Below are 19,033 nucleotides of genomic sequence, written 5' to 3'. Positions count from 1 at the left end.
GGCGGCGCCGGGCGGCGCCCGCCGGCGCGCCCCGCCGGCCCGGCGGCCGCCGGACCGGGGGGGCGGGGCGGCGCTGGTCGCGGCCCGGGTGGGCGGCATGGCCCCCGGAACCGATGGCGTGCCCGGCCGGACGGCCGCCCCCGGGGCGGCTGCGGCCCCCGGGGCGGTACCCGGCCAGGGCGCGGGTGCCGCGGCCGCAGGCGGCGCATCCGGGCGCGCGGCCGTCAGCGCCTCACCGCACGCGGACGCTACGGCAGCCGCGGACGCGGCAGGTGACGGCGCGCGGGCCGGCGGGGAGCCCGCCGGGGGCACGGTCCGGCCGCGCGGCCCGCAGGGCACGAGCACGATGCCGGCGAACGCCCGCACTTCCGCCGAGGACGGCGGTTCCGCCTCCGCCGCGCGCGAGCGGGCTCCGGGGTCCGGGGGCGAAGCCCCCGGAGGAAACGGGAAGGGGCGGGGCGGGGGCAACTCAACTCACGGCACCCTCCAGCGCATCCTCGCCCACGCCACCACCCCCACCGCCCTCGCCCTCACCGACGGCACCACAACCCTCACCTACGCCGAACTGACCGACGCCGCCCGGCAATTGGCGGGCGTCCTCCGCGCCCGCGGCGTCACCCCCGGCACCCCCGTCGGTCTCCTCCTCCCCCACTCCCCCGGACTCGTCGTCGCCCAGCTCGCCGTCTGGTGGGCCGGCGGCCACTACGTGCCGCTGGGCGCCGCGTACCCCCGGGTGCGGACGGAGCAGATGCTGGCCGACGCCGGCGTGACCGTGACTGTGGGCGGCAAGGACCTCCTGGAGGCCGCCGGCATCCCGGCCGCCCGGGCGCTGTGCGTCTCGGCGACGACCGGCGCCGCCGAGGACGCGCGGCCGGCCGCCGGGCCGGAGCCGCACCCGTACGCCCCCGACGCCACCGCCTACGTGATGTTCACCTCGGGCTCGACCGGCCGCCCCAAGCCCGTGGCGGTCACCCACCGGGGCGTGGCGGAGCTGGTGACGGCGCCGGACTACCTCACCCTCACCCCGCGCGACCGGGTCCTGTTCCACTCGCCGCTGACGTTCGACGCGTCCCCGATGGAGGAGTGGCTCGCCCTGGCCAACGGGGCGGCCGTGGCCGTCTCCACCGCGGACCGGCGGTCGCTGGAGGGCCTGGCCCGCGACGCCGAGCGGCTCGGCGCCACGGTGGCGCTCCTGACGACGGCGCTCTTCCACCACCTCGCCGCGCGCGGCTCGGCGCTCTTCTCCGTCCTGCGCGGCCTGGTCGTCGGCGGGGAGGCGATGTCGGCGCGGCACGCCCGTACGGTCCTGCGCGCGCATCCGTGGCTGGAGCTGGTGAACGCCTACGGGCCGACGGAGGCCACCAGCGTCGCCACCGCGCACCGGGTCCGCGAGGCCGACTGCGACGGCCCGCCGCCCATCGGCCGCCCGGTCGCGGGGGCGACAGCGCACGTCGTGGACGAAGGCGGTGCCCCTGTGCCCGCCGGCACCCGGGGCGAACTGTGGATCGGCGGCCCCCGCCTCGCCGCGGGCTACCCGGGACAGCCCGAGCGGACGGCGGAGAGCTTCGTCGACCACCCCGCCTGGGGCAGGGTCTACCGCACCGGCGACCTCGTCTCGGCCCGCCCCGACGGCACGCTGGAGTTCCACGGCCGCATCGACGGCCAGATCAAGGTCCGCGGCTTCCGCATCGAACCGGGCGAGGTCGAGCACGCGCTGCGCACCCACGACCGGGTGGCGGACGCGGCGGTGACCGTGATGCGGAACGGGGACGGCACGGACGCGCGGCTGGCCGCGTTCGTCGTACCCGCCGACGGCCCGGAGCCCGCCCCGGCCGCCCTGCGCGACCACTTGACCGCCCTGCTGCCGCCCCACCTCGCACCGACCGCCTGGTCGGTGGTGGACGCCCTGCCGATAACGGCGAACGGCAAGGTCGACCGGGACGCGCTCGCGGCCGCCCCGGGCGAGGACCACGAGCCCGTTGCGGAACGGGAGTTGACCCCGATCGAGCAGGCGGTCGCCGCCGCCTGGGCCCGGGCCCTGGAGCGCGAGGTCACCGCGCCGGAGGCCGACTTCCTGGCGCTGGGCGGCCATTCGCTGCTGGCCCTGGGCATCGTGGACGACCTGCGCGAGGACCTGGGGGTGGAGCTGTCGCTCGCCGCGTTCTTCGCGGCCCCCACCCTGGCGGAGCAGGCACTGCTCGTCGAGCGGGAACTGTCCGGCTCCTTCGACGCGGACGCTTCATTCGGCGCGTTCGGCACAGACGGTACGGAGGACGGCCGATGACGACCGCTCAGGACATCGCACGCCAGCAGGAACTGCTGCGCAGGGCCCGCGGCCGCGCGGCAGGCCCCCGCACGCGCCCGGAGGCCGCCGGGAACGGCCCGGCACCGCTGTCGCACGCCCAGCACCGGATGTGGCTGATGGAACGCCTCGGCCACGCCGGCGCCCTGTACAACGTGCCCTTCGCGACCCGGCTGCGCGGCCCCTTCGACGCGGAGGCGTTCGGCCTGGCGCTGACGGGGCTGGTCCGCCGCCACGAAGTGCTGCGCACCCGCTACCCGCACACCGACGGCGAGCCGTACCAGGAGGTCACCCCGGCCGCCCCGGTCCCGGTCCGCACCGTGGAGGCCCCGGCCGGCACGGAGGAGACGCGGCGGCTGCTGCACGAGGAGGCGGCGCGCCCCTTCGACCTGGCGACGGGCCCGGTCCTGCGCGCCCTGCTGGTGCGGCACGCCCCGGACGACCACACCGCCCTCCTGACGTTCCATCACATCGCCATGGACGGCGGCTCCCTGGAGCTCGTCGCCGACGAGCTGACGTCCCGCTACCGGGCCGCGCTGGACGGCCTGTCCGGGGATCCGGCCCACGAGGCGCCGCGTTACGCGGAGTTCGCCCGCCGCGAGCGCTCCGCGACGGCCGACCCCGGCGGGGCGGGCCTGGCGTACTGGACGGAACGGCTGGCGGGCGCCCGCCCACTGGCGCTGCCCGCACCGCGCCCCGGCGGCTCGCGCGGCACGGGCCGCCTCCTGACGGCACCGCTGCCGCCGGGCACGGCCGACGGCCTTCGTTCGGTGGGCCGTTCGCACCGGGCCACCCTGTTCACCGTCGTCCTCGCCGCCGCGTTCGCGACGCTGCTGGAGGCGACCGGCGAGGAGGACCTGGTCATCGGCTGCGCGAGCAGCCACCGCGACCGGGCGGAGGCGCGCGGCCTCGTCGGACTGTGCGTCAACACGCTCGCCGTCCGCCCGGACCTGTCCGGCGCCGCCGACTTCCCGGACCTGCTGGGGCGGGTGCGCGACGAGGTGCTGCGGGCGCAGCAGTACCGCCACGTCCCCTTCGACGCGGTCGTGGAGCGCCTGGGCGCGGCGGCCCGCGACGAGGCGGGCAATCCGCTGGTGGGCGTCACCGCGGACGTGCCGGGCCGCCCGGTCGTCCTGGATCTCGGCGGGACGGCGGCCGAGGCGGTCGAGATCCCGCTGGGCACGGCCAAGTTCGGCCTCGGCTTCTTCCTGGAGGAGGCGTCGGGCGAGGCCCCCGAGCGGTGCGTGGTGCAGTACGACACCGGGCGCCTGTCCGGGGAGACGGCGCGGGAGCTGCTGTCCGCCTTCACGGAGCTGCTGACGACCGTGGCGACGACGCCCGGCGCCCGCCCCCTCGTCCGCGGGACTCCCGTCGGGGCCCCGGCGCGGCCGGACGCCCCCGCGCCGCGGGCCGCCGCGGCCTCGGTGCGGGCGGTGGAGGCGGTGTTCGCGGACCTGCTGGGCGAACGCCCGGGCCCGGACGGGGACTTCTTCCTCCTGGGCGGGCACTCCCTCCTCGCGGTCCGGGTCGCCGAGCGGCTGCGGGAGCGCTTCGGCGCCCCGTTCACCGGCCTCGACGTCCTGGAGCACCGCACCCCGCGGGCGATCGCGGCGGTGCTGGAGGAGCGCACCCGGCAGCGGGCGGCGCGCCATCCCAGCCGGGCCGGCGGCGCGGTGCGGACCGGTACGACGCTGGTCACCGGCGGCACGGGCGGCGTCGGGGCGTTCGTCCTGCGGGAACTGGCCGCCCGGGGGCGTCCGGTGCGGGCGCTGGTGCGCCCGGAGTCGGCTCACCTGGTGCCGGACGGCGTGGACGCGGAGCTCGTCGAGGGCGACCTCGCCGACCCGGAGAGCCTGCGGGCCGCGGCCGAGGGGGTGGACGCCGTCGTCCACGCGGCGTGCACCTTCACCTCGCCGGAGGTGGACGTGGCGGCGATGCGCGCCCTGCTGTCCGCCCGCCGCGAGGGCCCGTTCGTCTTCGTCAGCAGCGTCGACGCGTACGGCATGCCGTCCGTGGCCGATGTCGCGGAGGAGGCGCCGTCCGAGGAGCCGTTGTCCTCGTACGGGCGGGCCAAGCTCGAGTGCGAGCGGATGCTGATGGCGGCCGCGGGTCCGCGGGGCGGGGCGAGCGTGGTGCGCGCGCCCATCGTCTGGGGCGCGCATCCGCGCCTGCGCGACCAGCTCCGCTGGGGTGCGACCGGTGCCCTCTACCAGGCCGCCAGGGCGGGCGAGCCGGTCGTCCTGCCCCCGGCGGGCGCCGTCCCGCCCTCGGGCGACGCGTGGTCCGGCGCCCCGTGGGTGCACGCGGCGGCGCTGGCGCGGGCCGTGGCGCACTGCGCGGAGCGGCCGGTGGACGGTGTGGTGAACGCCGTGGGCGGGCACGTGGCCTGGTCGGAGTGGGCCGGTGAGCTGGTCCGGCTGCTCGGCAGCCCCAGTGCCGTCGTCCCGTCCCCGGAGTCCGGTCCGGGCCTGCTGCACCGGCACCGCTACCGGACGGAGGCCCTCGCCGAGCACCTGGCCGGGCGGCCGGGCGAGGACTGGCGGCCGGTGCTCGCGGAGATGCTGCGCGGCTGACGGCCGGGCGCGATACGCACCGCGATGCGCACAAGGACGCCGGGCGGGCACCGATCTGCCCGCCCGGCGTCGCACCGGGGATCACACGTGGTCGACGAGGCCCACCTTCCCCTCCGCGCGGGCGCAGTGCGCCCCGCAGTACCAGTGCCCTCCGGCCTCCATACCCTGCCCGATGATCCGGGCCTCGCAGTGTTCGCAGACGGGCGCCATGCGGTGGATCGCGCAGGCGAAGGAGTCGAAGACGTGCCTCGCCCCGTCCCGGGTCTCCACGGTGAAGGCGAGGTGGTAGTCATTGCCGCAGACTTCGCAATGTGCCATGCGCCGCATCGTGCGGAGCGGGGCGGCCGGAGGCAAGCCACCGGCGGGCGGGTCGGCGGGGCTGCACCCGCCCGGCGCATACTGGACCGCGTGCGCCCCGATGACCTCACGCGACAACAGGAACGGCTCCGGACCGAGGCCGATGCCGTGGCCGCCGACCTCGGTCTGGCGGAGCTGCTGGACCCGGCGGGCGAGGCGGTGCGGGTCGGCAGCGCGGCGCTGGGGCTGATGGTGCGGCGCGACCTCGACGTCACGGTCGTCTGCCCGGTCCTCGACGACGCCGCCAAGGCCCTCGTCGCCGGCATCGGCGCCCGCCTCGCGGTCCACGACCGCGTCCGCGAGGTCCGTTTCCGCGACGACACCGGCCACTGGAACACCGACCCCCGTTACCCCGACGGCCTCTACCTGGGCGTCGCATACCGCTCGGCCGGGGGCCGGGAGTGGACCCTGGACCTCTGGTTCGTCGACGAGCCGGACCGCCAGCCCGACTTGGCCCACCTCACAGAACTCCCGCCCCGGCTGACCGAGGCGCACCGCGCGGCGATCCTCACCATCAAGCACGAGCTGGCCGGGCGGGACGAGGGCACGGCGCGGGTGCCGAGTTACGAGGTCTACCGGGCGGTCCTGGACGAAGGCGTCGCCACGGTCGAGGAATTCGACGCCTGGCACGCCCGCGAAACCTGATGGCACACGGGTCCGGTTCCGGATAGACGTAGCCCCCGTGAACACACGTGACTTGATCCTCCGTCCACTCGCCGGACCTGACGAACTCGGCCTCTTCCGCCGACTGCCCTACGTCCTCGACGAGGAGCTCGCCGACGACCTCGCCGAGGGCCGCCGGCAGGCGGAGCGGATGTGGGTGGCGCTGCGCGGTGACCGGCTGCTGGCCCGGGCCGCCTGGTGGGGACCGGCGTCGCTGCTGGACGTGCTGGACGTGGACGACGCCCTCCCCGCCGCCGACCGCGTGGGCGTCGGCGTACGCCTCCTGCGCACGGCCATGAAGTCCGTCCCGGGCACCGGTGAATACAGCCGCTTCGTCCCGCCCGGCTGGCGTGACGACGCCGCCACCCGGCAGGCCGTCCAGGACCGCATGACCATCGCGGAGCGCGCGGGCGCCCGCCCGTTCGTCGAACACCTCCGCCTGGAATGGCACCCCGGGACCCCGGTCCCCGAGCCGGCCGGACGCCTCGCCTTCCGCCCCGTCCGGGACACGGAGGAGCTGCTCGCCCTCATGACCTCGGCCCTGGACGGGACGCTGGACGCCTACAGCCGTGCCGACTTGGCCCGGATGTCCCCCCGTGAGGCGGCGGTCGCCCACTACGAGGACGACCTCGCGCGCTTCACCGGCCAACGCGACTGGTGGCGCGTCGCGACCCTGCCCGACGGCGAGGCCGTGGGGTTCGTGGTCCCGGCCCGCAACGACTACCACGCGATCATCGCCTGCCTCGCCGTCCTGCCCGCGCACCGCGGCAACCGCTACGCCGACGACCTCCTCGCCGAGGGCACCCGCGTCCTCGCCCGCCGGGGCGTCCCCCGCGTCCGGGCGGCCACGGATCTGGGCAACTCCCCCATGGCGAACGCCTTCCGGCGCGCGGGGTACGTCGGCTTCGAGCGCGAGATCGTGCTGACCTGGCGGCACGACGGCCTCGCTCAGGGTGCTCAACTCCCGTGATTCACACGGGTGCCGACGCCCGCTCGCCCTCTGCCCTCAGAGCCCCATCCGGTAGCGGCACCAGCGGTCGGTGACGCACAGTCCCGCCGCGGCGAGGGCCTCGGCCGTGACCGGGTCTCCGTGCTCCTGGACCTCCAGGGTTCCGGCGCCGGGGTGTTCGCGGCGCAGCAGGGCGACGAGTTCGGCGACAAAGGCGGTCAGTACTGCCGCTTCCGTGTCGGCCGCCTGCGAGCGGAAGATCACGTCGACGTGGGCCGTCTCGTCGAGGATCACGGCGGTGGCCTGGGCCGCGACGTCCCCGGCCGGGGTGAGCAGGTCCAGGGTCGCCTGCGGGAGCGGGGGGAGGTCGGCGTGGACTTCGGCGGCGTCCTCGGGGGTGTAGGGCTGCCCGGTGACGTCGGAGTAGAAGCGGGCGTGCTCCGCGAGCAGTCGCGCGTCCGGCTTCCCGGGGACGGGGCGGACGGTGACCGGCGGGAGATCCTGCTGGGGCCGCCAGTCGGCGAGCGGCGCGGTCGTCGTCCAGCGGCGGCCGAGCTCCTCGCTCTCCTCGGCGCCGAGTTCGGCCGCGATCCGCGCGTCGAGGCCGTCCCCGCTGCCGTCCCATTCCAGGGCGGTGCGCCCGGCGGCCGCGGCGCTGTTGGCGGCGCCGCGCAGCAGGCGCACCACCGTCTCGAGGTCCTCGTCGGTCGCCGCGCGGCGGACGGCACGGCCGGTGCTGATGCGTTCGCGTTCGCGGGAGACGAGCAGCCACTGGGCGTCGGCGGTGCGGTCGTCGTGGTCGTGGACCTCGGCCCAGCCCAGCAGTTCGCCGTCGGGGCGGCGGGCGACGGCGACGGCCGCCGGCCGGTCCAGGTCCTCCCGGGTGAGGTCGGGCGCGGGGACCGGGAGCCCGGCGTACAGCTCCTCGTAGAGGTGGACGTCGGCGTCCGCGTCCCGGTCGTACTCCACGGTGATGCTCATCTCGCTGACGCTCTTTTCACTCGTTTCCGAAGTGTCCGGCCCGGGACGTCCGTCGCCCGCACCCGAACTATTGTGCTCGCTGTCCCAGGTCCGCACAGCGAGAGGAACTCCCGTGTCCATCATCCGTCCCGCCCGCCGGTCGATCCCGGCCATAGTCCTCCTGGCCGCGGTGGCGGCCGTACCGGCCCTGCCCGCCACGGCCTCCGCCGCCGCGCCGGCCCCGGCCGCGGTGCGGACGGCCGAGGTGCGGATCACCGAGGGCCAGGTGCGGGAGGCCGCCCCCGGCGGGAGCATCCTCTACCCGTCCGTGACCAGTTGTCTGACCGTCACCGTCCGCCTGCGGGACGGCGGCCTGGTGGGGGCCCACGCGAGCCTGTTCCAGGTGCCCGGCGAGTACCGTTCCGACGCGATCCTCCCGGCCCTGCGCGAGCGCGTCGGCGCCCGGCAGGTGGCCGCGGTCGAGGTCAGGGGCGCCGTCGGTGCCTGGCACCCGGGCTATCTGACGAAGGCGATCGAGAGCTACGGCGAGGGCGAGGAGGTGCCGTACCCGACGCACCCGGATCCGGCCGGAGTGGCGGAGGCGGTGGCGCGCGGGCTGGGACAGCCGCGGGGCGCGGTCACGGTGGAGGACGTCCCGGACGGGGACATCAGGGTGCGCTGAGCAGGCTCAGCGGCGCCGCCCCAGGTCACCGGCGTCTCCTCTCGTGCGTCCCGGCGCCACGCCGCCGTGCCGGGCGGTGGTGGCGCCGTCCGGAGCCGAACGGCCCATGCCCGCCCACCGCCCCCACTCAGGTGGCCTGTCCCAGCACCTCCCGGATCACATACCGGGCGTTGTCCGCCATCGTCGGGTTCGTCCCCCGGTAGTACGGCAGCGCGATCAGTGCCTGCGAGAGCGCCCGGGCCCGGCCGCGGGTCCAGGTCGCGTCGTCCACACCGAGCGCCGCGCGGAAGACCTCCCGCGCGCCGGCCGGCAGCAGGTTCCACGCGGGGAACAGGTCGCAGGCCGGATCGCCCGCCCCCAGGCACCCGAAGTCGATGACCGAGGCCAGCCTGCCTCCGCCGTCCACCAGGAGGTTGCCCGGCATCAGGTCGGCGTGCAGCCAGACCGGCGGCACGTCCCGGGCCGGGGTCCGTAGCACGTCCTCCCATACGGCGGCTGCGGCGTCGCAGTCCACGCCCTCTTCCGGGATCCGGCGCAGTTCCTCGATCGCCGCCGCGGTCTCCGCGCCGAGCAGGGCGAGGGGCCCGCCGCGATGAGCCTCCGGCGCCCCCGGCAGGGTGACGCTCCGCATCGCCGTCACGAACCCGGCCAGGTCCCGGGCCAGCAGCACGGGCTCGGCCGGCGCCCCGGCCTCGGGGTTCTCCCCCGCCAGCCAGCGGTGCACCGACCACGGCCACGGATACCCCTCGGCGGGCTCCCCGGCCCCGAGCACCTCGGGCACGGCGGCCGGCAGCCGGGACGCGAGGCGGGGCAGCCACTCCTGCTCCCTCCGCACGTCCCCGGCCCCGCCCCGCGCCAGCGGCAGCCGTACGGCCATGTCGTCGCCCAGCCGGTACATGGCGTTGACGGTGCCCCCGGACGCGACCCGCCGCACCGCGAGCCCCGCCCACCGCGGGAACTGCCCGGCGACCAGCCGCCGTACGAGGTTGTCGTCGATGGGGTACTGGCCGGGATGCATCTGTCCTGTGCTCACGGGCGGCATCCGACCGCCGGACGCGGGCGGGCGTCAAAGGCTTTTGCGCCCCGGCGGCCGCCGGGGCTCACGCCCGGGCACCCACCGTCCGCGCGATGTCCAGCATCAGCCGCTCCCACGGGTCCCGCTCGTCCAGCCCGGTCAGTTCCCGCGCCCGCCGCAGGCGGTAGCGCAGGGACTGCGGGTGCAGGTGCAGGGTCCGGGCCGCTGCGGTGGCCGAACCGGTGTCCAGGTAGGCGGTGAGGGCGGCGAGCAGGTGGCGGTGGTCCGGTTCGGTCAGGGGGCCGAGGACGAGGTGGGCGATGCGGTCGGGAGCGGCGGCCGGGTGGCCGCCGAGGAGGGCGAGGACGTGCGCGTCGGCGTCGGTGAGCAGGCGGCCGGGGCGGCGGGCGTGCGGGGGCGCGGCGTCCAGGGCGCCGTCGGCGAGGCGGTGGGCGACGGCGACGCGGTCGAGGCCCTCGCCCTGGATCGCGCAGCCGCGCCACCCGCGCTCGCGCAGGACGGGCGCCACGGTGCGGGCGGACGCGGCGGGCAGGAGGAGGACGGCACGGCGGCCGTGGGCGGTCACCAGCGGTGTGGCGTCGCCGGCCAGGGCGGCGAGGAGGTCCAGGGCCGTCTCCTGCGGGAGCGCGGCGCCCGGGCAGCCGTCGGGTTCGGCGGCCAGCAGGCAGTAGGGAGCGGGCAGTTGGACGCCCAGCCGGGCCGCCCGGTCGGCGGCGGCGCCGGCGGAGGCGTGCCGTCCGGCGATCAGGTCGTCGAGGAGCAGGCGCAGGGCCCGGGCGCGGTCGCCGGCCAGTTGCTCGCTGGTGGCCGTGTAGGCGCCGGCCATCGCCTCGGACAGGGCGTCCAGGGTGGCGAGCACGTGCCGGGTCAGGGCGAAGGCGTCCGCGGCGGCGGACCGCGGCGCGCGGGCGGCGACCTCGTCGACGAGCACGGCGGCCGCGACGCGGTAGGCGCGGAGCACGGCCTGCAGCGGGCGTCCGTCGGCCGCGCGGGCCGCCGCGATGCCCCGGAAGCGGCGCAGTTCGTCCGGTCCGACGGTGTCGTCGACGGCCCACAGGTGCAGCAGCCGTTCCACGGCCCAGCCGGCGATGGCGCGCACCTCGAGGAGCCGCTCGCCGTCGAGGTCGGCGTAGGCCGGGACCCGGTCGTGCACCGCGTCGACGACGGCCTGGACGAGGCGGGGGTCGGCGGTCAGTTCCCGCCGTATGCGCTCGCGGGTTTTTGTCACAGGGTGATAATCGCAGCCGAACATCCTGCGCACCACCATGGACGGAACTTGTCACTCCCGTAAGGATCGTGAGCATCGACGACCACGGGAGGCGGGACCGGGCGATGGAGAGTACGGCGATGGAGAGTACACAGCCCTGGGCGGACCACCAGTACGAGATCTACCTCAACGGCCTGATGGGCGCCGTGCCCCGGCTGCCCACCGACCTGACCCGGCTGGAGGCGCTCGTCGAACGCCGGCTGGGCCCGGGCCCGGTGGGGTACGTGGCGGGCGGCGCGGGCGACGGCAGCACCGTCCGCGCGAACCGGTCGGCCCTGGAACGGTGGCGGATCGTGCCCCGGATGCTGCGGGACGTCCACGAGCGCGACCTGTCCGTGGAGGTGCTCGGACGGCGGCTGCCGACCCCGCTGGCGCTGGGGCCGGTCGGCATCCTGACGATCCTGCACCCGGGCGCCGAGCCGGCCGCGGCCCGCGCCGCCGCGGCGCACGGCGTGCCGTACACCCTCTCCTCGGCGTCGAGCACGCCGATGGAGGAGGTCGCCGAGGCGATGGGCGACGGGGAGCGGTGGTTCCAGCTGTACTGGTCCAGGGACCGCGAGGTGACGCGGAGTTTCCTGGCCCGGGCGAAGGCGGCCGGCTACAGCGCGCTGTTCGTCACCCTCGACACCCCGATGCTGGCCTGGCGCCCGCGCGACCTCGACCAGGCGTACCTGCCGTTCATGCACGGGCTCGGCACCGCCAACTACTTCAGCGACCCGGCGTTCCTGGCGGGCCTGGCCAGACCGGTGGCCGAGGACCGCCAGGCGGCGGTGCGGCACTTCATGGGCCTGTTCTCCGACCCCGGCCGCACCTGGCCGGACCTGGCGTTCCTGCGCGAGAACTGGGACGGACCGATCGTCCTGAAGGGCGTCCTGCACCCCGACGACGCCCGGCTCGCCGCCGACGCGGGCATGGACGGCGTGGTGGTCTCCAACCACGGCGGCCGCCAGGTGGCCGGGTCCGTCGCCTCGGCCGACGCCCTGCCCGGCGTCGTGGCGGCGGCCGGCGACCGGCTGGAGGTGTTCTTCGACAGCGGGGTGCGCACGGGCGACGACGTCGTCAAGGCGCTGGCGCTGGGCGCCCGCGCGGTGCTGCTGGGCCGGCCGTACGCGTACGGGCTGGCCCTGGACGGCCAGGCTGGTGTGGAGCACGTCCTGCGCTGTCTGCTCGCCGAGTTCGATCTGACGCTGGCCCTGTCCGGGCACGCCCGGCCGGACTCGCTCTCCCCCGCCGACCTGGTCCGGGAGGCGCGATGAGCCCCGACGTCAAGAACGTGCTCGCCGTCGTCTCCCCGCACGTCGGCGGCCGGTCCGCGGGCGCCGCGCTGAGCGGACTCTTCCCCGGCCGGGCGGCCGTCACCGTCGTGGAGTCCGCCGACGAGGATCCCGCCGCCCTGCGCGCGGCCCACGTCGTGATCACGGGGCTGGCCCCGGTGACCGCGGAGCACATCGCCGCCGCGCCGGACCTGGAGCTGGTCCAGTGCGCCAGCCACGGCTTCGACTACGTCGACGTGGACGCGGCCCGCCGCCGCGGGATCCCCGTCTGCACGATCGGCTCCACCGGCGCCGAGAAGCAGAACGTGGCCGAGCAGACCTTCGCCCTCATGCTCGCCCTGGCCAAACAGCTGGTCCCGGCGCACACCGCGCTCGTGGCGGCCGACTGGGCGCTGCCACGCCTGCAGTCGTCCATCACCGAGCTCTCCGGCAAGACGCTGGGCATCGTCGGCCTGGGGCACATCGGTGAGGAAGTCGCCCGCCGTGCCGTCGCGTTCGACATGAACGTCCTCTACACCGGCCCCGAGGCCGCCCCTCCGGAGACCGAGGAACGGCTCGGCGCACGCCGCGTCGGCCTCGACGAACTCCTGCGCACCAGCGATTACGTGACGCTGCACGCGCCCCTCACCGACGCCACCCGCCACCTCCTCGACGCCGCGCGCCTGGCCCTGCTCAAACCCACGGCGTTCCTCGTCAACACCGCCCGCGGGGCCCTCGTCGACCAGGACGCCCTGGCCGACGCCCTGGAGTCGGGCGCCCTGGCCGGCGCCGGGCTGGACGTCTTCGACCCCGAACCGCCCACTGCCGCGCTCCGGTTGCTCAAGGCCCCGAACGTGGTGCTCTCGCCGCACGTGGCCGGCGTGACGCGCGAGACGCTCGTCCGGATCGCGCTGGCGGCCGTGCAGAACGTCCTGGACCACCTGGAGGGCAAGCCGGCGCGGGACGTGGTCGCATAGGAGGGCGTCCGTCCATGGCTGCCGGGCCGCGCCCTGCCCTAGCCTCGGGGCATGGCGATGAACCGTTACCACCGCTTCTTCTGCCGCTCCCGCCGGTGGACCCGCACGGTCGAGACCGAGTTGCTGCCGTGGACGCTCAACGGCGTGCAACTCGGCTCCGATTCCCTGGAGATAGGCCCCGGTTACGGCGTGACGACGCGCGTCCTGCTGGAACGGGTGCGGAATCTGTGCGTCGCCGAGATCGACCGCTCCGCGATCGAGGGGCTGTGCCGGCGGTTCGGCGACCGGACGGAGATCCTGCACGCCGACGCGGCCGATCTCCCGGTGTCCGCGGGGCGGTTCGACTCGGTCACGTGCTTCACGATGCTGCACCACGTGCCGTCGCGGGAGCGGCAGGACCGGCTCTTCGCGGAGGCGTTCCGGGTCCTGCGGCCCGGCGGGGTCTTCGCGGGCTGCGACGCCGTGGACGGGCCGGCCTTCCGGCTGGTCCACCTCGGTGACACGTGCGTGCCCGTGCCGCCGGGCACGCTGATCGCCCGGCTGCGGGCGGCGGGCTTCGACGAGGCCCGGGTCAGCGTCCGCAAGGGGCGGTTCCGTTTCCGGGCGTACCGGCGGTGAGTGGTGCGGTCAGCCGCCCTCCTGGCAGCGGGGGCACCAGTACGTGGGCCGTTCCCGCCCCGGCGGCCCCTGGCCCTCGACCCCGACCGGGCCGCCGCAGCGGCGGCAGGGGCGGCCGGCCCGCCCGTAGACCCACAGGCGCCGGTCGGGGCGCGGGTCGGCGGTGGTGACGCGGGCGGTGCGGGTCTTGTTGAGTTCGAGGAGCTTCTTGGCCAGGGCGGTCAGGCGCTCGGGCGACGGCAGCCGGGAGACCGGCAGCCAGGGCGAGATCCGCAGCAGGAAGCAGAGTTCGCTCTTGTAGACATTGCCGATGCCGGCGAGGTTGCGCTGGTCGAGGAGCGCCTCGCCGACAGGACGCCCGGGGTCCGCGAGGAGCCGGCGCACGGCCTCGTCCGCGTCCCAGTCCGGACCGAGGAGGTCGGGGCCGAGGTGTCCGACGGCGGTGGACTCGTCGGCGGTGCGCAGGAGTTCGAGGACCGGGAGGCGGTGTCCGACGGCCGTGTGGTCCGCGGTGGCCAGGACGGCGCGGACCTGGTGCCCTCCGGTCCGTACCGCTTCTCCGGCCGGGTGGACGCGCCAGGAGCCGTCCATGCCGAGGTGGGAGTGGAGGGTGAGGCCGCCCTCGACGCGGACGAGCAGGTGCTTGCCGCGCGGGACGGCCTCCAGGACGTGCCGGCCGGTGAGGTCGGTGGTGGCGAGGGCCGGCACGCGCAGGTCGCAGCGGGTCAACGGCGCGCCGGCCAGCGCGCCGTGGAGGTCCCGCGCGGTGCGCCAGACGGTGTCCCCCTCGGGCACGCGGCACCTCCTCCGGCGCGGGCCTCCGGCCCGTCAGAGCCGGGACAGGGGGGTGTGCACGGACACTCCGCCCGACACCTCCCCCGGAACGTGCTCCTTCACCCCGTCCTTGAGGGAGGCGACGGCCCGTTCGGCGGAGACGTCGTCGGCGACGGGTCCGACGAGGCGCGTGAACGGGCCGGCGGCCGCGGGCTCGACGGTGGACGCCCCGGCCTCGGCGGCGTGCGCGGTGGCGGTCGAGGCGGCGACACCGCCGGTGGCGAGGAGGAGCGCCCCGAGGGCGATGCGGGTCATGGTGCGGTGGCTCATGCCCTGCCAACGAGCGGAACCGGACACACGACACGAACCGCCCGAAAGTGACCCGCCGGTCACTCCTTGTTCGACCTCGCCTCCGGGCAGACCACGCCGCCACCCCTCGGCCGTCAGCGCATGTCCTCCAGATGACTGCCGTTGCGCAAGTAGGCACAGCGTCCGCCGCGCAGGCCGTCCTGGGCGACGGCCAGGACGCGGGCCTGCCCGGGGTGCACCAGGGGCGCCCACTCCTCCGCGGTGAGCATCCGCCAGTCGTCGTGCTCGTCGGACAGCCTGATGTCCATGCGGGCCGGATCCACGAGGGGCCCCTTGAACAGGGCCCAGCACTCGGCGATGCCCTCGGGGTGGAATCCCCAGTCCACGGCCAGCAGTTCGGGGTGCGGCGGCATGCCGAGGCCGGTCTCCTCGGCCGTCTCCCGCACCGCGGTCTGCCAGAGGTCCTCCCCTTCGTCCTGCCCGCCCCCGGGGAACTGCCACTCGTCCACCCAGCTCGCGTGCAGCAGCAGGATCCGCCGCTCCGCGTCGTGGACGACCGACGAGGCCGACGAGAGGACCCTGGGCCGGGTGGCGAGCCAGTCGGCCCGGGGCATCAGAGGATGCTTGCTCAACGTGTTCACCTTTCGCGCAGGGGCGTCGCCGGGGCACCGGGTACGGCCGAACCGCCGCCCCACAGCGCACTGCCGCGGACGCGACACACATCCGCCCCACTGTCCAACAGGGCCGAACGGGTGAAGGACACGCTGCGCCCCGCACCGGGGGCAAACGGGAACGCCGCCCCGGCGGACAGGGCGGCGTATCGCTGTATCCGCGCGTCAGTAGGCGACAGGGCGGTTCTCGCGCACCCAGAGCCGCTCGGCTTCGCTGCGGGAGGGCGGAGGCGCCATCCCGTCGATCATCCACAGATCCCTGGGCGTCTCGTTGACATGGAACTCGCAGTGGAAACCGCGCTCTTGAGTATGCGGAGCCACCAGACGCCCCAGCGCTTCGCTCATCCTCGTCCGCACGTCCGGATCCTCCACATGACGGGCGATGTGCTCGACGACGATCCGCACGGTCGCGCCCGAAGGCTCTCCGCCGACCAGGAACGAGGACTCCTCGACCTCGTGGAAGAGGGTGACCACGTAGAACTTCGGCAGGCCGAACCGGGTGTAGAACTCCGTGACGTCGGCGGCGAACTCCCGCTTCTGCCGCGCGGAATAGGCACCGACCGGATGGTGGACGTGCCACAGGGGCATTGCTCTCTCCTTCGCAAGTGACGGTGTTGCTTCAGCACTTCCGTGCTTCAGCGCCCGAAGGGAACGGTGAGCCCTTCCACCGGCCCGGCGAGCGCCGCCTTCATCCGCCTGGTCACGGCGTCGACGAGCACCTCGTCGCTGCCGTCCTCGATGCCGTCGAGGACCGCTTCGGCGACCCGGGCGGGCGGAATCTTCCCGGCCGGGAGTCCCGCGACCATCTCCGTGTCGGCGAAACCGAGATGCACGCCGACGACCTGGGTCCCCTGCGGCGCGAGCTCGATCCGCAGGGAGTTGGTGACCGACCACAGCGCGGCCTTGGAGGCGCCGTAGGCGGCGGCACCGGCGCCCCAGGAGAGCACGGAGTGCATGTCGACCAGGGCCCCGCCGCCGTTCGCCGCCAGGACCGGGGCGAAGTGCTGCGCCACGCGCAGGGCCCCGAAGACGTTGGTGTCGAACGTCGCGACGACGTCGGCCATGTCCGCCTTCAGCAGGGCGGACGGGAGCAGGATCCCGGCGTTGTTGACGACGATGTTCACGTCCCGGGCCCGTTCGGCGAGCGCCGAGACCGAGCCGGGGTCGGTGACCTCCAGGGGGACGGCCACGACGCGCGGGTCCCCCGTGGGGCCGGGTTTCCGCGCGGTCGCGTAGACCTTCGCCGCCCCACGGCGCAAAAGCGCCTCGGCCAGTGCCTTGCCGATCCCGCGCTGACCACCGGTCACCAGCACCACGGAACCATCGATTGCGACCATGTCCGACCCCCTTCGGCAACGAGTGAATAGATTATAAGCATCATCTATAGCGGGAGCGGAAGTATCCTTGGCGCAGCGCCGGCCCCCGTCCCCGGGTCCGGCAAGGCCACGGAAGGAAGTGCAGAGCATGCCCCGAGCGTCCCGGGCCGAGGCCGAGCGGCACCGCGAGGAAGTCGTCGCGGCCACGTCGAGGCTGGTGCGCGAGCGCGGCGCCGGCAAGGTGAGCGTTCCGCAGGTGATGGCGGCGGCCGGGCTGACCCACGGCGGGTTCTACCGCCACTTCGCCTCGAAGGACGACCTCGTCGCCCGGGCGTGCTCGGCCGCGTTCGCCGAGCGCCTCGCGGCCCTGGAGGACCTCGCCGAGGAGCACGCCACGGGCGATGTCCCCGCCCGGACCGCCTTCCTGACGGCCTATCTGTCCGCCCTGCACCGCGACAACCCCGCCCTGGGGTGCCCCGCCACGGCGCTGGCGGTGGACGCCGCGCGCGCGGAACCCGGTGCCCCGCTGCGCGCGGCCTTCACCGACGGCCTGCGGAATCTGATCGACGGCATGGGGCGGCTGGAGGGCCGGTCCGGTGACGCCGGGGCGGACGGGGAGTCCGTACTCGTCGAACTCTCCGCCATGGTCGGCGCGGTGATCCTGTCCCGCGCCTGCGCCGGTGACGAGCTGTCGGACCGCGTCCTCGCCGCGGTCCGCGGCCATTTCCTGGACGGCGACGACAACGCCCCCGGCCGCGGGGGCCCGTCCGAGGACGCCGGCTGAGCCCGGCGCCCCTCAGCCCACGCGTTGCAGCTTGTCCGGGCTGAGCACGGTGTAGAGCGCGTGGATGCGGCCGTCGTGGATGTCCGCCAGGACGAGCTGCTCCCGATCGCCCGAGGCCAGCCGGACGGCGGGCCGGCCGTTGGCGTCCACGATCCGGGTCCAGGAGATCTCGTGCCTGCGCGTCAGCCCGAGGACGAACGCCGCGACCTTGTCGAAGCCGACGATGGGCCGCAGGGCCGCGCGGACCTTGCCGCCGCCGTCGCTCCAGGCGGTCACGTCGGCGCTCAACAGGTCCTTGAGCGCGGCGAGATCGCCGCCGGCCGCCGCGTCCAGGAAGCGGGTGAGCAGGCGTTCGTGCTCCTCTCGGGAGGGCCGGCCGCGCTTGCGGGCGGCGGCGAGGTGGCCGAGGGCGCGGCGGTGGGTCTGCCGGCAGGTGGCGGCGGAGGCGCCGACGACCTCGGCGATCTGCTCGTACGGCATCTCGAAGGCGTCCCGCAGGACGAACACCGCGCGTTCCGGCGGGGTGAGACGTTCCATCAGGTGGAGTGTCGCGTAGGAGAGGGTGTCGCGGAGCTCGGCGGTGTCCAGGGGGCCGGCGGTGTCCGTGGCGACCGGCTCCGGGAGCCAGGAGCCCGGGTAGGACTCCCGGGTGACCCGCGCGGAACGGAGCTGGTTCAGGGCCAGGCGGGAGACGACGGTGGCGAGGAAGGCCCTCGGCTCGCGCACCTCGGCGCGGTCGGTGCGCAGCCAGCGCACGTACGCCTCCTGCACCACGTCCTCGGCGTCCCACATGCTGCCCAGCATCCGGTAGGCCAGCCCCAGCAGCATCGGGCGCAGGGCCTCGAACTCGTCGGTCACTTCTCTCCCGGCTCGGCGGCGGATCCGCCCAGAATAACCGGGCGCCGGCCTGCGCCGGACGGCGATGGTACGCGCGAGCCGGTCGCCGGGCGGCCGCTGGTGCGAAGGGGTGACATTCCGGAACTTCCCGGAAGGCGCCGAGTTGCTCACGGTGCTCTCGACTGGGAGAGCTCTGGTCGATCGAAAGGCGCAGACGTGCTGCAGAAGGTACTGGTCACGGCCGCGATGACGGCATCCGCGCTCGGCGCGACCGCCACCCCGGCCATGGCCGTCGGCGGCGGGCAGGACACCGTCAACGCGAACGGCGCGAAGTCCGGTTACGGGAACGCCGCCACCGGGGGCAAGGCAAGCCCACAGATGACGGCCATCGAGGGCACGCTCAACAAGCCGTGCCTGGGCATCGGCAAGCTCGGCCTCCAATCGGTCATCGGCATCCTGATCAACCTCGGGATCCAGGACGTGCCGATCGCCACGTCGCAGCAGATGCAGCAGTGCACCGACAACTCGGTCATCAACGACGGCGACGACCAGCTCTCGCACATCGCCGACGGCATCGCCCTGATCGCGGGCAACGGCTTCGGCAACGAGTGACGCCGCCCGGCGCTCACACGGGCGGTACGAGGACGAAGTACCGCCCGAGCGCCTCCCGGTCCCCGCGGACGCCCTGGCAGGCGTCCGCGGGGA

Annotated in this window: 20 protein-coding genes; 10 read left to right on the top strand and 10 right to left on the bottom strand. The window is 75.3% G+C overall.

Going from position 1 to position 19,033, the window contains the following annotated elements:
* Positions 1–2,284 (top strand): non-ribosomal peptide synthetase (locus tag I5Q34_RS31465; RefSeq protein WP_374193077.1); only part of this gene is annotated, 2,284 nt, incomplete at its 5' end.
* Positions 2,281–4,875 (top strand): condensation domain-containing protein, encoded by a 2,595-nt coding sequence (locus tag I5Q34_RS31460; RefSeq protein ID WP_199895851.1) that lies wholly within the window; start codon positions 2,281–2,283, stop codon positions 4,873–4,875. The genes I5Q34_RS31465 and I5Q34_RS31460, both read left to right, overlap by 4 nt.
* Before the next feature lie 81 nt (positions 4,876–4,956).
* Here the strand turns inward: I5Q34_RS31460 and I5Q34_RS31455 are convergent, their stop codons facing one another.
* Entirely contained in the window at positions 4,957–5,193 is a 237-nt protein-coding gene (locus I5Q34_RS31455; RefSeq protein WP_199895850.1) for a hypothetical protein, read from the bottom strand.
* 90 nt (positions 5,194–5,283) lie between these two features.
* On the opposite strand from I5Q34_RS31455, the gene I5Q34_RS31450 reads away from it, so the two are divergent.
* Both I5Q34_RS31450 and I5Q34_RS31445 read left to right on the top strand, forming a co-directional pair.
* Positions 5,284–5,877: a hypothetical protein gene (locus I5Q34_RS31450; RefSeq protein ID WP_199895849.1), complete on the top strand. Its 594-nt coding sequence runs from the start codon at positions 5,284–5,286 to the stop codon at positions 5,875–5,877.
* A gap of 52 nt (positions 5,878–5,929) precedes the next feature.
* The gene (locus I5Q34_RS31445; protein WP_234429712.1) at positions 5,930–6,865 is read left to right on the top strand and encodes a GNAT family N-acetyltransferase; all 936 of its coding nucleotides are present in this window, start codon (positions 5,930–5,932) and stop codon (positions 6,863–6,865) included.
* 36 nt (positions 6,866–6,901) lie between these two features.
* On the opposite strand, the gene I5Q34_RS31440 is transcribed toward I5Q34_RS31445, so the two are convergent.
* Entirely contained in the window at positions 6,902–7,825 is a 924-nt protein-coding gene (locus tag I5Q34_RS31440; RefSeq protein WP_199895847.1) for a hypothetical protein, read from the bottom strand.
* Positions 7,826–7,937: 112 nt separating this feature from the next.
* On the opposite strand from I5Q34_RS31440, the gene I5Q34_RS31435 reads away from it, so the two are divergent.
* Positions 7,938–8,486 (top strand): hypothetical protein, encoded by a 549-nt coding sequence (locus I5Q34_RS31435; RefSeq protein ID WP_277965474.1) that lies wholly within the window; start codon positions 7,938–7,940, stop codon positions 8,484–8,486.
* A gap of 127 nt (positions 8,487–8,613) precedes the next feature.
* Here I5Q34_RS31435 and I5Q34_RS31430 read toward each other — a convergent pair whose 3' ends face one another.
* Both I5Q34_RS31430 and I5Q34_RS31425 read right to left on the bottom strand, forming a co-directional pair.
* Entirely contained in the window at positions 8,614–9,504 is an 891-nt protein-coding gene (locus I5Q34_RS31430; RefSeq protein ID WP_199896068.1) for an aminoglycoside phosphotransferase family protein, read from the bottom strand.
* Positions 9,505–9,586: 82 nt separating this feature from the next.
* Complete coding sequence (locus I5Q34_RS31425) at positions 9,587–10,750, bottom strand: CdaR family transcriptional regulator (protein ID WP_199895846.1); 1,164 nt, start codon at positions 10,748–10,750, stop codon at positions 9,587–9,589.
* A gap of 119 nt (positions 10,751–10,869) precedes the next feature.
* Here I5Q34_RS31425 and I5Q34_RS31420 point away from each other — a divergent pair, with 119 nt between their 5' ends.
* Genes I5Q34_RS31420 through I5Q34_RS31410 form a run of 3 tightly spaced genes read left to right on the top strand, consistent with a single transcriptional unit; the run spans position 10,870 to position 13,637 of the window.
* Positions 10,870–12,045, top strand: a complete 1,176-nt coding sequence (locus I5Q34_RS31420) for a lactate 2-monooxygenase (RefSeq protein WP_199896067.1) — start codon at positions 10,870–10,872, stop codon at positions 12,043–12,045.
* A complete protein-coding gene (locus I5Q34_RS31415) occupies positions 12,042–13,019 on the top strand; it encodes a 2-hydroxyacid dehydrogenase (protein ID WP_199895845.1) in 978 nt (325 codons plus the stop codon). Before I5Q34_RS31420 ends, I5Q34_RS31415 begins: the two co-directional genes overlap by 4 nt.
* A gap of 51 nt (positions 13,020–13,070) precedes the next feature.
* The gene (locus I5Q34_RS31410; RefSeq protein WP_234429711.1) at positions 13,071–13,637 is read left to right on the top strand and encodes a class I SAM-dependent methyltransferase; all 567 of its coding nucleotides are present in this window, start codon (positions 13,071–13,073) and stop codon (positions 13,635–13,637) included.
* Between the two features lie 9 nt (positions 13,638–13,646).
* Here I5Q34_RS31410 and I5Q34_RS31405 read toward each other — a convergent pair whose 3' ends face one another.
* From I5Q34_RS31405 to I5Q34_RS31385, 5 genes are all read right to left on the bottom strand, one after another.
* Positions 13,647–14,432 carry an Fpg/Nei family DNA glycosylase gene (locus tag I5Q34_RS31405; protein WP_199895844.1) on the bottom strand — a complete coding sequence of 262 codons (786 nt, stop codon included), beginning with the start codon at positions 14,430–14,432 and terminating at the stop codon, positions 13,647–13,649.
* A 33-nt stretch (positions 14,433–14,465) separates the two neighbouring features.
* Entirely contained in the window at positions 14,466–14,741 is a 276-nt protein-coding gene (locus I5Q34_RS31400) for a hypothetical protein (protein ID WP_199895843.1), read from the bottom strand.
* Between the two features lie 113 nt (positions 14,742–14,854).
* A complete protein-coding gene (locus I5Q34_RS31395; protein ID WP_199895842.1) occupies positions 14,855–15,352 on the bottom strand; it encodes an NUDIX domain-containing protein in 498 nt (165 codons plus the stop codon).
* 204 nt (positions 15,353–15,556) lie between these two features.
* Positions 15,557–15,979 (bottom strand): tautomerase family protein, encoded by a 423-nt coding sequence (locus I5Q34_RS31390; RefSeq protein WP_199895841.1) that lies wholly within the window; start codon positions 15,977–15,979, stop codon positions 15,557–15,559.
* 47 nt (positions 15,980–16,026) lie between these two features.
* A complete protein-coding gene (locus I5Q34_RS31385; RefSeq protein WP_199895840.1) occupies positions 16,027–16,728 on the bottom strand; it encodes an SDR family oxidoreductase in 702 nt (233 codons plus the stop codon).
* A gap of 127 nt (positions 16,729–16,855) precedes the next feature.
* Here I5Q34_RS31385 and I5Q34_RS31380 point away from each other — a divergent pair, with 127 nt between their 5' ends.
* Positions 16,856–17,491 (top strand): TetR/AcrR family transcriptional regulator, encoded by a 636-nt coding sequence (locus I5Q34_RS31380; RefSeq protein ID WP_199895839.1) that lies wholly within the window; start codon positions 16,856–16,858, stop codon positions 17,489–17,491.
* Between the two features lie 12 nt (positions 17,492–17,503).
* Here I5Q34_RS31380 and I5Q34_RS31375 read toward each other — a convergent pair whose 3' ends face one another.
* Entirely contained in the window at positions 17,504–18,349 is an 846-nt protein-coding gene (locus I5Q34_RS31375) for an RNA polymerase sigma-70 factor (protein ID WP_199895838.1), read from the bottom strand.
* A 195-nt stretch (positions 18,350–18,544) separates the two neighbouring features.
* On the opposite strand from I5Q34_RS31375, the gene I5Q34_RS31370 reads away from it, so the two are divergent.
* On the top strand, positions 18,545–18,940 hold the full coding sequence (locus tag I5Q34_RS31370; RefSeq protein WP_199895837.1) for a rodlin: 396 nt from the start codon (positions 18,545–18,547) through the stop codon (positions 18,938–18,940).
* Positions 18,941–19,033: the final 93 nt, after the last annotated feature.

The organism is Streptomyces sp. AV19 (genome assembly GCF_015999245.1).
GTDB lineage: Bacteria > Actinomycetota > Actinomycetes > Streptomycetales > Streptomycetaceae > Streptomyces.
Note: the sequence above shows the minus strand (reverse complement) of the source record. Positions and strands in the feature narration are given on the sequence as shown.